Annotated in this window: 19 protein-coding genes; 12 read left to right on the top strand and 7 right to left on the bottom strand. The window is 32.2% G+C overall.

Annotation, left to right across the window (positions count from 1 at the left end; genetic code table 11):
• Positions 1 to 4: 4 nt before the first annotated feature.
• A complete protein-coding gene (locus CSW08_RS15095) occupies positions 5 to 376 on the bottom strand; it encodes a DUF3703 domain-containing protein (RefSeq protein ID WP_106660701.1) in 372 nt (123 codons plus the stop codon).
• 330 nt (positions 377 to 706) lie between these two features.
• Here CSW08_RS15095 and CSW08_RS15100 point away from each other — a divergent pair, with 330 nt between their 5' ends.
• Complete coding sequence (locus tag CSW08_RS15100; protein WP_106660702.1) at positions 707 to 1,354, top strand: adenylate/guanylate cyclase domain-containing protein; 648 nt, start codon at positions 707 to 709, stop codon at positions 1,352 to 1,354.
• A 79-nt stretch (positions 1,355 to 1,433) separates the two neighbouring features.
• On the opposite strand, the gene CSW08_RS15105 is transcribed toward CSW08_RS15100, so the two are convergent.
• On the bottom strand, positions 1,434 to 2,573 hold the full coding sequence (locus CSW08_RS15105; protein WP_106660703.1) for a cysteine desulfurase family protein: 1,140 nt from the start codon (positions 2,571 to 2,573) through the stop codon (positions 1,434 to 1,436).
• Positions 2,574 to 2,673: 100 nt separating this feature from the next.
• Here CSW08_RS15105 and CSW08_RS15110 point away from each other — a divergent pair, with 100 nt between their 5' ends.
• Positions 2,674 to 3,576 (top strand): hypothetical protein, encoded by a 903-nt coding sequence (locus tag CSW08_RS15110; protein ID WP_106660704.1) that lies wholly within the window; start codon positions 2,674 to 2,676, stop codon positions 3,574 to 3,576.
• Here CSW08_RS15110 and CSW08_RS15115 read toward each other — a convergent pair.
• Together CSW08_RS15115 and CSW08_RS18160 are read right to left on the bottom strand one after the other, a co-directional pair.
• Complete coding sequence (locus CSW08_RS15115) at positions 3,569 to 4,129, bottom strand: Smr/MutS family protein (RefSeq protein WP_106660705.1); 561 nt, start codon at positions 4,127 to 4,129, stop codon at positions 3,569 to 3,571. The genes CSW08_RS15110 and CSW08_RS15115 overlap by 8 nt on opposite strands.
• 11 nt (positions 4,130 to 4,140) lie before the next feature.
• A complete protein-coding gene (locus CSW08_RS18160; RefSeq protein ID WP_394337037.1) occupies positions 4,141 to 4,320 on the bottom strand; it encodes an LPXTG cell wall anchor domain-containing protein in 180 nt (59 codons plus the stop codon).
• A gap of 171 nt (positions 4,321 to 4,491) precedes the next feature.
• On the opposite strand from CSW08_RS18160, the gene CSW08_RS15120 reads away from it, so the two are divergent.
• From CSW08_RS15120 to CSW08_RS15135, 4 genes are read left to right on the top strand one after another with little or no spacing between them, the layout of a single operon-like run.
• On the top strand, positions 4,492 to 4,764 hold the full coding sequence (locus CSW08_RS15120; protein ID WP_106660706.1) for a CD225/dispanin family protein: 273 nt from the start codon (positions 4,492 to 4,494) through the stop codon (positions 4,762 to 4,764).
• Between the two features lie 25 nt (positions 4,765 to 4,789).
• Positions 4,790 to 5,161 (top strand): DUF2752 domain-containing protein, encoded by a 372-nt coding sequence (locus CSW08_RS15125; RefSeq protein WP_238987284.1) that lies wholly within the window; start codon positions 4,790 to 4,792, stop codon positions 5,159 to 5,161.
• 31 nt (positions 5,162 to 5,192) lie between these two features.
• Positions 5,193 to 5,462 carry a DUF2752 domain-containing protein gene (locus CSW08_RS15130; protein ID WP_317044940.1) on the top strand — a complete coding sequence of 90 codons (270 nt, stop codon included), beginning with the start codon at positions 5,193 to 5,195 and terminating at the stop codon, positions 5,460 to 5,462.
• A gap of 10 nt (positions 5,463 to 5,472) precedes the next feature.
• Entirely contained in the window at positions 5,473 to 5,805 is a 333-nt protein-coding gene (locus CSW08_RS15135; protein WP_106660708.1) for a CCC motif membrane protein, read from the top strand.
• A 57-nt stretch (positions 5,806 to 5,862) separates the two neighbouring features.
• Here CSW08_RS15135 and CSW08_RS15140 read toward each other — a convergent pair whose 3' ends face one another.
• Positions 5,863 to 6,315 (bottom strand): DUF5362 family protein, encoded by a 453-nt coding sequence (locus CSW08_RS15140; RefSeq protein ID WP_106660709.1) that lies wholly within the window; start codon positions 6,313 to 6,315, stop codon positions 5,863 to 5,865.
• A gap of 5 nt (positions 6,316 to 6,320) precedes the next feature.
• A complete protein-coding gene (gene rocD, locus CSW08_RS15145) occupies positions 6,321 to 7,565 on the bottom strand; it encodes an ornithine--oxo-acid transaminase (protein WP_106660742.1) in 1,245 nt (414 codons plus the stop codon).
• Between the two features lie 210 nt (positions 7,566 to 7,775).
• Between rocD and rlmD the strand changes: the two genes are divergently transcribed.
• The 6 genes from rlmD (at position 7,776) to CSW08_RS15175 (ending at position 14,058) form a co-directional block, all read left to right on the top strand.
• Entirely contained in the window at positions 7,776 to 9,188 is a 1,413-nt protein-coding gene (gene rlmD / locus CSW08_RS15150; RefSeq protein WP_106660710.1) for a 23S rRNA (uracil(1939)-C(5))-methyltransferase RlmD, read from the top strand.
• Between the two features lie 117 nt (positions 9,189 to 9,305).
• Entirely contained in the window at positions 9,306 to 9,851 is a 546-nt protein-coding gene (locus tag CSW08_RS15155) for a DUF6452 family protein (protein WP_106660711.1), read from the top strand.
• Entirely contained in the window at positions 9,817 to 10,548 is a 732-nt protein-coding gene (locus CSW08_RS15160; protein WP_106660712.1) for a DUF6048 family protein, read from the top strand. The genes CSW08_RS15155 and CSW08_RS15160 overlap by 35 nt, the downstream gene beginning before the upstream one ends.
• Positions 10,549 to 10,595: 47 nt before the next feature.
• Positions 10,596 to 11,483, top strand: coding sequence for a carbon-nitrogen hydrolase (locus tag CSW08_RS15165; RefSeq protein WP_106660713.1), 888 nt, complete (start codon positions 10,596 to 10,598; stop codon positions 11,481 to 11,483).
• A 1-nt stretch (position 11,484) separates the two neighbouring features.
• Positions 11,485 to 12,525 (top strand): agmatine deiminase family protein, encoded by a 1,041-nt coding sequence (locus CSW08_RS15170; protein ID WP_106660714.1) that lies wholly within the window; start codon positions 11,485 to 11,487, stop codon positions 12,523 to 12,525.
• Positions 12,526 to 12,648: 123 nt separating this feature from the next.
• Positions 12,649 to 14,058, top strand: coding sequence for a TlpA family protein disulfide reductase (locus tag CSW08_RS15175; RefSeq protein WP_106660715.1), 1,410 nt, complete (start codon positions 12,649 to 12,651; stop codon positions 14,056 to 14,058).
• A gap of 70 nt (positions 14,059 to 14,128) precedes the next feature.
• On the opposite strand, the gene fsa is transcribed toward CSW08_RS15175, so the two are convergent.
• Positions 14,129 to 14,782: a fructose-6-phosphate aldolase gene (fsa, locus tag CSW08_RS15180; RefSeq protein WP_106660716.1), complete on the bottom strand. Its 654-nt coding sequence runs from the start codon at positions 14,780 to 14,782 to the stop codon at positions 14,129 to 14,131.
• Between the last annotated feature and the right edge of the window lie 17 nt (positions 14,783 to 14,799).

Raw genomic sequence — 14,799 nt, forward strand, 5'->3', positions numbered from 1 at the left:
GGATTTAATTCACTCCTGCTTTAAAAAAAATATCTTTCAGTTCCTTTTCTATTGGAAATGATTTTAGAGGTGGAACATTTGCTCCTCCGGGATTTCCGACTGGAATTTTTCCAATAAATGATTTTACTCCACCAAAAATTAAACGAGGTATTTGACCTATAATTTCTTTTCGGCTTTTGATTTTGAATCCGAATTGCAACATTTTCCAATGTACGAATGTGTGTGAGAAAGGATATTTTTGACCGATTATGTGAGCTCGTTCTAAATGATTCCATGCACTTTTTAAGTTCCCTTTCGAATATTCAATACGGTACTTTTCAAGTTCTGCAATATAATATGGTTTTAATCTCTTTGGAAACGAAGTGTAAAATTTCATTTTTTAATTTTTTCAAGATTTAAATTCTATTAATTTGGTTTGCTCTGAAATTGCCCAACGTATGGATTTAAACTCACACTAATATAATGAAAATTTCCTCATAAATTCAAAGGGCTTTTAATGGTCCCTAAATTATTTTTAAAACACTTTTTCAAAAATAATATTGAAATTTGTAAAATCATTACTATAAAACCTATTTTAAAAATACTTCGTTTGATTCGTTTCTTATTCAATCAATAAAACCAACTTATTTTGCTAAAATTTATTAATTAGGTTTAATCGATAAGAATGAAATATTTGTATATTTAACTATAAAATAAACTGATATTTATGGAAGAAAATATTTGTATTCTCATGTCAGATTTATCAGGTTATACAGCCCTTACAGAAGTACATGGTGCTGTTTCTGCTGCAGACCTAATTGATAGGTATATCGAAATTATAAAGGAATGCCTTGTGGGTGATTGCCATCTCCAGGAACGTACAGGTGATGAGGTGATGGTTGTATCTTCAAATCCTGATTTTTTACTTGCAACAGCAGTCAGGATTATAAACTATACATCCAATGAACATAATTTTCTTCAGGTTCATGGCGGTATTCATTATGGAAAAGTTCTAACAAGACATAACAGCTATTTTGGCACTACAATAAACCTAACATCAAGAATTGCGGCCAAAGCGAGCCCAGGCACATTTTGGTGTTCAGAAACGTTTATCGAATCACTCTTTGATAAGAGTCTTTTTAAGCTGCAATCGATGGGGAGGCACAGCTTCAAAAATATAAGTGGAGTAATGGAAATGTATGAGTTAAGAAGTGAAAGCAAAAACAAAGTTTTTATTGATAGTGTTTGCAGAATGTTGATTTTGGATATAGTCCAAGCCACAAAGCATCCTAAATTGGAAAATATCTTCTTTTGTTCGCCTGCCTGCCTCGATATTTATTTAAAAAGTCAATCGACCAATCCTGAAGTTTACTAACTATCATTAAGCTAAATATCCCTTATGATTGAATTAAAATCTAATTTATAGTCTCTTTGTTTTATTTTAATCTTTGATATTAAATCAATTCCTTCAAAACACCAATAACATAATCAATATCTGCTTTGGTATTGTAAATACTAAAAGAAAAGCGAACGGAAGGTTTTTGCAATTGTTCATCATTTAAAATTTCAGCAAGTACATGCGAATTCTGTGAACTTCCACTTTGGCAAGCACTTCCTTTGGAACAGGCAATGCCTTTTAAATCCAACTGAAATAAGAACATAGCTGCCTTTGATGGATTAACGGGTAAACAAACATTTATAAGCGTATAAGTGCTTTTTTTAATATTTCCTGAATTTCCATTGAAAGTAACTTTCGGAATGTCATTGGAAATTTTATCAATAAAATACTGTTTCAAATTTGAAATATAAGCACTTTCTTCATCTAAATTTCTGTAGGCCATATCCATAGCCTCAGCAATACCTACAATATTATGGATACTCTCTGTCCCTGCCCTAAGGCCTCTTTCTTGCTCGCCACCAAAAATCAAAGGTTTTAATCCTGAATTTTTTCTAACAAAAGCAAAACCAACACCCTTTGGTCCATGAAATTTATGGGCACTAGCCGCTAAAAAATCAACTTGAATATCTTGTAAATCCAATTTATAATGTCCAACAGATTGAACGGTATCGGTGTGAAAAAAAGCCTCATTAGTTTTACACAATGTAACAACACGTTTCAAATCCAAAACATTGCCAATTTCATTATTTATATGCATTAAGCTAACTAAAGTCTTGCTCTCTGTTTTTAATAATGTTTCTAAATGTAAATAATCAATATCGCCGTTTGGTTCTATATCTACATAGCTAACAGACATTATATATTCTTTGTCTAGTTGCTCTATAGTATGTAAAACCGCGTGATGTTCAATTTTCGAAGTAATGATGTGGGTAACACCTAAATCTCTCACGGCACTTCTTAAAATTAAATTGTTGGCTTCAGTACCTCCAGAAGTAAATACAATCTCACTAGCAGAAACATTTAAGTAACTGGCAATTCTCTTCCTATATTTTTCAATAATTGATTTAGATGACCTACCAAAACTATGTGATGATGAGGGATTTCCATAATTATTTTTCATGATGTTAGTCATCTCATTGATAACTTCATCCCGAATTTGTGTCGTCGCTGCGTTGTCTAAATAAACGTGTTTCATTTTTTTTAAATCTGGCGCAAAATTACTTCAAATAAAATTATTATCAATATCAGGCGTTATAAATAACAATTCTATTATTTTTGCCTTAAAACCCAAACCAATGAAGAAATCTTTATTTGTTATACTATTAATAAATTTAATCTTTTCTTTTTCTTGTAGTGATGGTGATGTGATTGCGGTAGAGTTTGATTTTGACGAGTCATTTCAAGCCTGTGGAGAATCGGATATAGTATTTTTTAAAACCAAAAATGATCCATCTGAATCTTTATCCATCTTCATTGAAAACCTAACACTAGCTGAAATTATAAATGTAGGAACAAGTAATACCCTTGTTACACCTAAAACTGGCTTATTTAATTATAGAACCTACAATAATGTGACATTGCCCACTAATTTATTTTGTAGTGACGTTCCTTCTTCCGAAATAAGAATAGCTCAAGATTACCAAAGCACAGCTACAGCAATTATAACGACAACTTTAACCAAAGATGATAACGATGGTATTCCAGCTGCTTTAGAAGACATAAACGGCAATGGCAATTTAGAAGACGATGATACTGATGGTGATGGCATTCCAAATTATTTAGACGCGGACGACGATGGTGATAATGTTTTGACGAAAGATGAAAACCCAGACCCAAACGGTGACGGTGTATTGGATGACGCACAAGATACCGATGGTGATGGCATCCCCGATTATTTAGATGATGATGATGATGGTGATGGCATTTTAACCCGCGATGAAGAAACAGATACTGAAGACCAAAACCCTAGAAATGATGTTAGCGACACTTTAGTTGGACCAGATTATTTAAATAGTGATGTTGCCATTAGCGTTCCTGCTACTGCTTACAGAAACCATATTATTAACTTAAGTTATTTGGTAACCCTTAAGGTAACTGGTATTAGTTTGGAAATCTTGTCGCAAGATGAATTTGATTTTGGTGTTTTGGAAAACACTGGTTTATCTGATACTGAACAAGTTGTCCCTCCCTTTAATTAGGCTCCACATTTTGATAAATATAAACTTCGGTGGCACCCACTCCATATTTTTGGTAATTGCCGTCATAAAATTTTACATTATTATAGCGTGCGAATAAGTATTCCAATTCTACTTTTAGAACCCCTTCCCCAACCCCATGGATAAATACTATTTTTTGAATGCGTTTTGACATGGCAAATTCCAATTGGCGTTTGGCTGTATCTAACTGAAGTGTAAGTATATCATGATTACTCATCCCCTTTGAAGAGTTGACCAATTGATTGATGTGCAAATCAACCTCCATGGTTGGTTCATAACGTTCTTTAGCTTTTGTTTTTTGCTGTTTTCTTTTGGGAGTTTCTTTTTCTGAAATAACCGTTTTAATGCTCGTATTTGTAAATAATGCTGATTTTATAGAATTGTCTGATTTCTTCTTGATAAGCTCATTACTTCTATAATCAAGCAAAAAACCATCATTAGTTTCTATCGTGATCACATTATCTTTAATTATTTTGATAATACCTGAAAAATCTTCATCTATAACCAATACTCGATCACCAACATTAAAATCCATAATTAATTAGTTTAATTGTTTTCTTCATCATTAAATTTACTAGGTATTGTTTTAGAAATCCTATAAACCCCTAACATTAACATGGTAATGCCGCCAATTAAAATAAATAGATTTTGCTCAGTACCAGTTTTAGAATATAGGGCAATAATAGCTCCTAAGATTATAAGTATGTAATTAATATATTTCATCAATGTAAAAAGTTGTTTTTTATAAATTTTCAGCAATCAAAATAAATTATTGAAAAGTAATCAATAATTTTTATTCAAATATATTGTTTACTGTATTATACCAAGTTTTTAAATGTATAAAACATTTTCCTTATATTTAATTTACAAAACCAACCATTTATTAAATTTTATCTTATGGAAAATAAACCACCAAGACCTAATAGCTATTTGGCTTTAGCTATTATTACCACAATAGTATGTTGTTTACCAACAGGCATCGTAAGTATAATTTATTCAACAAAAGTCAATGGTCTATATGAAGATGGAAAATATGAAGAGGCACTAAAAGCTTCTAAAAACGCAAAAACATGGGGATTAATTTCTATTGGTATTACTTTAATAGTTATTATCCTGTATGTCCTCATTTTTGGTTTAGCCATTTTTGGAGCAATAGCTGATGTTTATTAAGTTGGAAAAGTATATAATTATTGTAATGGCAATAGTACTATTTTTAGTGTTATTGCTATATTTTAGTTATAATCCATCTGATTCGAGCATATTCCCTAAATGCCCTTTCTATTCACTTACGGGATTTTATTGCCCCGGTTGTGGAAGCCAGAGAGCCATTCACAAATTTTTGCATGGCGATATATTTGAAGGTTTTAAACATAATTTTCTAATTATGTTATTACCAACCGTTTTAATTTATGATTGGAGTGTAATTTTATTCAATAAATATTCTTCCAAGAAGATTAAAAACATACTACACTATTCAAAAACCACATATTCCATTTTTATCATAATACCATTATTTTGGATATTAAGAAATATTAATTTCTATCCTTTTAGTATTTTAGCACCATAATACGTTTCTTATGGCGTCTATTGAAGATTTTATGTTGCCATGCCTAAACAAAAAATTGTTTGGGATAGAATGTATGGGATGTGGCATGCAACGTTCTGTTATACTTATATTTAAAGGTGAATTTGTAGAAGCTTTTTATATGTACCCCGCTATTTTTAGCTTAATATTACTTTTCTCGTTAATTGTTTTAAATACTTTCAAAAATTTCAGATATGCTAGCAAAATAATTACTATTTTGGCAATATTAAATGGACTAATCATAGTCGGTAATTTTGTTTTTAAAACTTTTCTAAACCACTAAAAAAAACAATATGGAACAACAAAAACTACCCAATGCAACCCTTATCCTAGTATTTGGCATACTGTCTATCATAACTTGTTGTTGTTACGGCATTGTAGGCTTAATTTTAGGAATTGTAGCTGTCATTTTAGCTAGTAAAGCAACAAAATTATATGCTGAGAGTCCTGAATTATATACTGGTTATCAAAATGTAAAGATTGGTAAAATATTAGCCATTATTGGTATTATTTTAAGTTCTTTATATCTGCTTTTTGTTATTTGGCTAATCTCGGAATTTGGTTGGGAGACCTTACAAGACCAAGAATTATTGCAAGAAAAAATGAAGGAAATGATGGGACAATAAAACCTTATTTACAACAATAAAAAAGCAACCTATTTGGTTGCTTTTTTATTGCCATTATTAAGAAATAGCAGCTGATAACGCAGCAAATGCAAATATCAAAACATACATGCTTATGATAACTATCGCAAAAATTGCTATGAATTTGTAGTGGGATTTTAAATTGGAAAAAGCTAATTTAAAATCGTTATTATTATTAGCTTTTAAAGCACTTTTCATCTTTTTAGAAAAGTTGAACAAATAATACACCGGGAAAAAATATACAAGAGCTATTACAACATATATCAATCCAAAATATCCAACTGAGAAGCCCAAGTTTTCGTATGGATTCATGCCTCCCATACTACTGCCCAATATGGCTCCAAAGAATACACCAAAAATAACCATAAGACCAATTCCAATAAAACCTACGATTGACAAAAAGTAAGACCAAGTTGATATTTCTTTTAGAAATCCTTTAACTTCGGAATTTACTTCCAATTCAAAACTTTCAAAAACCGATTTTTCTTCCATAATATCTAATACTCAAATTGTTTTAGTGTTTTAATAATTATTGAAACACAATCCAATAGTTGTTCTTCATTCATAACCAATGGTGGTGCAAAACGAATGATGTTTCCATGTGTTGGTTTTGCTAATAACCCATTATCTCGTAAGGATAAACAAATATTCCAAGCCGTTTCACTGTCCTCGGTATCGTTAATCACAATAGCATTAAGCAAACCTTTACCTCTAACTAACTTTACAATATTGCTTGTTTCAATATATTTGCCTAATTCACTTCTAAACAGTCTTCCGAGTTTTTCAGCATTTTCAGCAAGCTTTTCATCTCTTATAACTTCCAATGCAGCGATTGCCACAGCAGCTCCAAGGGGATTTCCTCCAAAAGTACTGCCGTGCGTGCCCGGTGTCATGACTCCCATAATATTATTGTTTGCCATAGCAGCACTAACAGGATACAGACCTCCACTTAAGGCTTTTCCTAAAATTAAAATATCAGGTTTTACGTTTTCATGGTCAACTGCCAACAATTTACCAGTTCGTGCAATACCAGTTTGGATTTCATCTGCGATAAACAATACATTATATTGTTCACACAAATCTTTCGCTTTCGCCAAATAACCTTCATCTGGCACATAAACACCCGCTTCACCTTGGATCGGTTCTACTAAAAAGCCAGATATATTAGAGTTGCTCTTTAAAGCATGTTCAAGAGCATTTAGGTCGTTATAATCTATGTTGATAAACCCATTGGAATAAGGCCCGAAATTTTTGTTTGCAGAGCTGTCACTTGAAAACGACACAATAGTGGTGGTTCGTCCATGAAAATTTTTATTACAAACAATAATTTTACCTTCATTCTCTGAAATCCCTTTAATTTCATAGCCCCATTTCCTGCAAATTTTCAAAGCGGCTTCTACAGCTTCAGCTCCCGAATTCATTGGTAGTAACTTATCATAGCCAAAATATTCACATGCAAATTTCTCATAACGACCTAGAACATTATTATGAAACGCCCTGGAAGTTAAGGTTAATGTTTGAGCTTGCTTAATCAATGCATTGACAATTTTAGGATGGCAATGCCCTTGATTTACGGCCGAGTAAGCCGACAAAAAATCATAATACTTTTTACCATCTACATCCCAAACATATACGCCTTCTCCCCTGCTTAAAACTACTGGTAATGGGTGGTAGGTGTTTGAACCGTATTGTTTTTCTAAATTAATAGCTTGCTGTGAGGTTAATTGTTCTAAAACAGCCATTTTAATTTCATTTAAATTGATAAAACAACCATTCCTTGCTTGTCCCAAAGTGTGGGTTGGAGAGAAATCATCCGTAAATTTTAGAGATGCAAGTTACTAAATATTAATGGCGATGTAAAATATTTAAGGATCCCTTTTTCATAATACATTAATCTAAAAAAATAGCCCATTGATTCATTCCAAAATAGAAAAAGAAATTACTTTTGCAGCATGTCCAGAAAAATTACGAAGAAACAAATCTTTGAACATATTGAAGTTCTTGATGCCGGTGCCAAAGGAAAGACTATTGCTAAAGCTCCTGACGGAAAAGTTATTTTTTTACCAAATGCTGTTCCTGGTGATGTGGTTGATATACAAACATTTAAAAAGCGAAAATCTTATTACGAAGGTAAAGCAATTAATTTTCATAAACTGTCTGAAAAAAGAACCACACCTGTTTGCGAACATTTTGGGGTTTGTGGTGGTTGCAAATGGCAAGATATGGCCTATGAACATCAACTTTATTACAAGCAAAAAGAAGTTACCAATAATTTAACTAGGATCGGGCATATCCAACTTCCCGAAGTAACTCCCATTTTAGGGTCTAAAGATCAATATTTCTACCGAAATAAAATGGAGTTTTCGTTTAGCGACAGTCGTTGGCTAACCCAAGAAGAAGTGAAATCAGATGCAGATTTAGGAGACAGAAACGCTTTAGGGTTTCATATTCCTGGCATGTGGGACAAAATTCTGGATTTAAAAAAATGCCATTTACAAGCAGATCCTTCCAACGCTATTAGAAATGCGGTAAAACAATTTGCCACTCAAAATAATTTAGCCTTTTTTAATTCTAGAAACCAAACAGGTTTTTTACGGACCATGATGGTTCGTACATCCAGTACTGGTGATGTTATGGTTGTTATGCAGTTTTTCAAGGAAGATAAAGCCAATCGTAAGTTATTAATGGATTTTATTGCTGAAAGCTTTCCACAGATCACATCATTACAATACATTATTAATGAAAAAGCCAATGATACTATTTATGATCAAGAAGTGATTTGCTATAAAGGTGCAGACCATATTTTTGAACACATGGAAGGTTTGAAGTTTAAAATAAATGCTAAATCATTTTATCAAACCAATTCAGAGCAAGCTTTTGAACTTTATAAAATAACCCGTGATTTTGCCGGTTTAACAGGAAATGAATTGGTTTACGATTTATATACAGGTACAGGAACCATTGCGCAGTTTGTTGCCAAACAAACTAAAAAAGTGATTGGTGTAGAATCTGTTCCTGATGCCATAACGGCTGCCAAAGAAAATGCACAATTAAATAAGATAAATAACGTTGAGTTCTTTGTTGGTGATATGAAACATGTTTTTAATGATGCATTCATCAAAAAGCATGGACATCCAGATGTCATCATAACAGACCCTCCTCGTGATGGTATGCATAAAGATGTTGTTCAGCAAATACTTACTATTGCTCCAAAACGAGTGGTATATGTAAGTTGCAATAGCGCCACACAAGCACGGGATTTGGAACTCATGGATACAACATATAAAGTGGTTAAAACACAAGCGGTTGATATGTTTCCCCAAACGTTTCATGTTGAAAATGTTGTACTTTTGGAAAAAAGATAATTAGAATAATACGAATCGACTAAACAATAAAAATGTTATGTTTCTTGTCGTTAGTTGTTCAGTTAATTCACAACTAAACAACAAACAACTAAACAACTGAACTCGTAAAAGACATTTATGAAAAAAATAAGTTTACTTTTAATTTTACTACTTGCTATTGGAATTATTATCAGTTGTGAACGCGATGATATCTGTCCGGAATCTACACCTACCACCCCAAAATTGATTATAGAATTTTATGATAGTGCCAATCCAGAAAGCGTAAAGTTTGTTCCTCAAATAAGGGTTCAAGGTGTCAATAACGATGGGGTGCTTGAAGGCTATAATGCCGCTAATGTTCAGAAACTGGAACTACCTTTAAGAACAGATACCACGGCTACACAATACAGGCTTCATAGAAATTATTCGATAAATAATGGTGGCACACCAGATGACCCAAGTGATGATTTCCCAAACGGAAACGAAGACATCATAACCATAAAATATACTACCGAACAAGTTTTTGTATCTAGAGCTTGTGGGTACAAAACCGTTTTTAAAAACGTTAGTTTAACTATAGAGCCCGATACTAATCCTGACAACTGGATATTATCAAGACAATCTGTAACCGACAACCAATCTGTAGAAGATGAAACAACAGCACATTTTTACTTATTTTTCTAGTATTATATATTCGATGCTGTTTTTTTGTGTCTCTACCAACGCACAAAATGATAGTATTGCAAGTTCTATTAATGATTCCATAAAAATCAAGGAAAAATATGGACTCCGACTTGGAGCAGATATAGGAAAACTTATTCGTTCGTCCGTTGATGACGACTATTCTGGTTTTGAAGTTAGTGGCGATTTCAGACTTAAAAAGAAATTATACATTGCTGGTGAAATTGGCATAGAAGAAAAGAAAGACGACAATAATTATCTTAATATCACCACTAAAGGTACTTATTTAAAAGCTGGTATTGACTACAATATGTACCAAAACTGGCTAGATATGGATAATATGATTTATAGCGGTTTTCGTATTGGTGCCAGTACCTTTAGCCATACATTGCATAATTATCAAGTCTATAATACCAATCAATATTGGCAATCGCAGTTCTCGTCCAATCAACCTCAAGAATTCAACGATTTAACTGCCGTTTGGGTTGAATTGATATTAGGGATTAAAGCAGAACTTTTTAATAATTTGTTTATGGGCATTAATGTTCAGCTAAAAGGATTGGTCAGTCAAACGGAACCTGAAAATTTCACCAATATCTATATTCCCGGCTTCAATAAAACCTTTGATAGTACAAAAATTGGTGTAGGCTATGGTTATATCATTTCCTATAGAATACCGTTTTACAAAAAGGACAAATAAAAGTTACAAAAAATATATCTTTGCATTAAATTTATTTTTCTCTTTAAATGAAAAAAAACACATACAAAATATCTGTAATTCAGTTAAATCTTAACGATATTCCTGAAAATAATTTAAAGAAATGCATCACTTGGGTGCGTGATGCTGCGAAACAAGGTGCCGAAATCATTCTGTTACCTGAACTTTACAGCAGTCATTATTTTTGTCAAAGTGAAGATGTAGATAATTTTAAATATGCCGAACCACTTTACAGCACGTCTTTCATTGCTTTTAGTGATTTGGCTAAAGAATTAGGTGTTGTCATAATTGTCCCCTTTTTTGAAAAAAGAATGGCTGGCGTGTATCATAACAGTGCTTATATTATTGATACCGATGGATCGGAAGCTGGATTATACAGGAAAATGCACATTCCAGACGATCCTCATTTCTACGAAAAATTTTATTTCACTCCGGGAGATATTGGCTTTAAAGCTTTTCCAACTAATAAAGGAAAAATTGGCACATTAATTTGCTGGGATCAATGGTATCCAGAAGCTGCCAGATTAACGGCACTTCAAGGCGCCGAGGTATTATTTTACCCAACCGCGATTGGATGGCATCCAAAGGAAAAAACACAATATGGCGAAAACCAACAAGGTGCTTGGATGAACGTTATGAAAGGTCATGCTGTGGCAAATGGTATTTATGTAGCTGCTGCTAACAGAATAGGCTTGGAAAAATACCTTTCAGATACAGATGGTATTGAATTTTGGGGCTCGTCATTTATTGCTGGGCCACAAGGTGAAATTTTAGCACAAGCATCTAAGGATAAAGAAGAAATTTTAATTGCCGAAGTCGATTTGAATTTGCAAGAAAATGTACGTCAGAATTGGCCATTTTTAAGAGACAGGCGTATTGATCAATACGATGGTATCACCAAAAGAGTTTTAGATTAGTATGGGTGACGATATATGGAGATTTCCAGCCGAATGGGAAAAACAACAAGGTGTTTTATTATGTTTTCCACACAATGGCAATGATTGGCCGGGAAAATATGGTGCCATACAATGGGCTTTTGTAGAGTTTATAAAAAAAGTGGCTAATGTTGAACAAGTCATCCTTATTGTTGCTACTAAAACCCTTCAGGAAAAGGTAACCAAAATATTAGAATTGGCGGATGTAAAACTTCAAAATGTATCATTTATCATCCAAAAAACCAACAGAAGCTGGATGCGCGATTCCGGACCCATCATTGTTAAAAAAGGTTCAGAAAGAAAAGCATTAAATTTTAACTTTAATGGATGGGCTAAATATAGCAACCATAAACTTGACAGACACGTTCCTGAAAAAGTAGCTTCTTTTATAAATATGCCTTTAATTCAAGTCACTTACAAAGGAAAACCTGTGGTTTTAGAAGGTGGTGCGATTGATGTAAATGGCAAAGGAACTTTACTAACTTCGGAAGAATGTTTGCTAGACCCTAATGTTCAAGTTAGAAATGAAGGATTTACCAAAGCTGATTATGAAACCATTTTTAAAGACCATTTAGGTATTACAAATACAATTTGGCTAGGTAAGGGTATTGAAGGCGATGATACCCATGGACATATTGATGATTTGGCTCGTTTTGTCAATGAAGATACCATTATCACAGTCGTGGAAACTGATACAAAAGACCATAACTATAAGCCGCTTCAAGATAATTTAAATAGACTAAAGACTGCTGTTTTAGAAAATGGTAAAACACCAAACATAGTGACGCTTCCTATGCCAAAACGTTTAAATTTTGATGGCATACGAATTCCTGCTAGCTATGCTAATTTTTTAATTATTAATTCAGTTGTATTGGTTCCCACTTTTAACGATGAACACGATAGAGAAGCGTTAAACATCATCGCAAATTGTTTTCCTGATAGAAAGGTTATCGGTATAAGTGCCATTGACCTTATTTGGGGATTTGGGACATTACACTGTTTAAGTCAGCAAATCCCAATATAACCCAATATTTACAGCTTATTATCTATATTAATATTTAACAGCGTATTAACAGCCCTTTTTAAATACAAAACATACTTTTGTAATGTTATGGTAATGTTACCAACACCATTATTATAAGGATTAATGAAACTGTTTTTTTTCTACATAATTTTTGCCCTAACCGTTTTTAGCTGTAAAAAAGATAAAGATGATTTTGCCTTTATAGGGGGAGAAATAAGTAATCCTAATACAAACTTTGTCGTTATTTCAAAGGCCGATTTAGTATTGGATACCATAAGCTTAGATAAAAATAATCGATTTATTTATAAGGTTGATAATTTAATAAGCGGTATTTATACGTTTAAGCATGGTGGAGAAGTTCAAATGGTCCTGCTTGAACCAAATGATAGCATTACATTTAGATTGAATACGCTTGATTTTGATGAATCACTGGTTTTTACTGGTACGGGTGATAAAAAAAATAATTATCTTATTAATGGATTTCTACAAAATGAAATTGAGCAAAAGAGGATTTTTAAATTTTGCCAGTTAAGTCCGGAAAAATACCAAAATCAAATCGATTCTTTAAAAGCAGAAAAAGATTTAAAACTAGAAACCTTTAAAAAAAAATACAATCCTTCCGATTTGTTTATTAAAATAGCACAAGCAAACATTGATTATAATTATTATGCCAGTAAAGAAATATATCCGTTTATCCATTATGGAGAAAATAAGCGTGATATTATAAATGCGCTGCCTAATGACTTTTATGATTACAGAAAGGAAATTGATTACAACAATGATTATAATAGAGATTTTTTGAACTACAATTCCTTTTTAAGATCAACTTTTAATAATATAGCACTTAAAACACATCTTGATCATTCAAAATCAGATGACTTCAACACAAATACATTATGTTATAATTTAGATATCCTTAATGTAGTTGACAGTATTATTTCAACCCCAACAATAAAAAACGACTTGCTTTTCTATTACACAATGACGTATCTAACAAGAAACAATAATTCTGAAGATAACAATGTCATGCTTGAATCCTTCATAAGTAAGAATACCGATGAAGAAAACAAACATAACATGTCATCGGTTGCCCACTCAATTAATAACTTAAAAACTGGAAATAGCTTCCCTAATCTTGAATTGGTTGATTTAAAAAATAACGACATTAATATAGCATCTTTAATAAATAAACCGACCGTCATTTATTTTTGGTCCCATAAATTTAATAATCACTTTAAGGAAAGCCATTATAAAACAAATGAACTGAGTATAAAATATCCTGAGATATCTTTTATAAGTATAAATGTTGATGACAATAGTCCTGATTTTTGTAAAGATTCCATGAAAAAAAATAATTTTTCTTATGATAACGAATTCAAATTTAAAGATCCCAAACAATCCAGATTATCATTAGCAGTTTACCCAATAACAAAGACTATTATATTAGATAAAAACAATATCATAGTTAACCCTCACTCAAACATTTTTAGTGTTAATTTTGAAGAACAACTTTTAGGATTGATAAATAGATAATAATCATTTACTAAAAAAGAAAAGCCTCAAATTAATAATTTGAGGCTTTTCTTATAAATGTAAAATGCATTTAGTTTCCTTTTTTGTAATCTTCTAAAAACTTAGCTAAACCTAAATCTGTTAATGGGTGTTTTAATAAGCCTTCAATAGCGCTTAACGGACCAGTCATAACATCAGAACCTAATTTTGCACAATCAATAATATGCATATTATGGCGAACTGAAGCAGCTAATATTTGTGTTTCAAAACCATAATTATCATAAATAAGTCTGATTTCAGAAATTAAGTTTAAGCCATCTGTAGATATATCATCCAAACGTCCAATAAATGGTGATACATAAGTAGCTCCAGCTTTAGCAGCAAGCAATGCCTGTCCTGCAGAAAACACTAAAGTGACATTGGTTTTAATACCTTTTTCAGAGAAATATTTACATGCTTTTACACCATCTTTTATCATAGGTAATTTAACCACTATTTGTTCGTGCAATTCAGCTAAAGCTTCACCTTCCTTAATCATGCCTTCATAATCTGTTGCAATAACTTCAGCACTTACATCGCCATCTACAATGTTACAGATGTCTACATAATGTTTTAAAATATTATCATGTCCAGTAATGCCTTCTTTAGCCATTAATGACGGATTAGTTGTTACACCATCAAGAACACCAAGATCTTGGGCATCTTTTATTTGTTGAAGATTAGCGGTATCAATAAAAAATTTCATATTGTTTCGTTTAGTTA

Origin of the sequence: Confluentibacter flavum, assembly GCF_002843175.1 — a bacterium.
GTDB classification, from domain to species: Bacteria; Bacteroidota; Bacteroidia; order Flavobacteriales; family Flavobacteriaceae; genus Confluentibacter; species Confluentibacter flavum.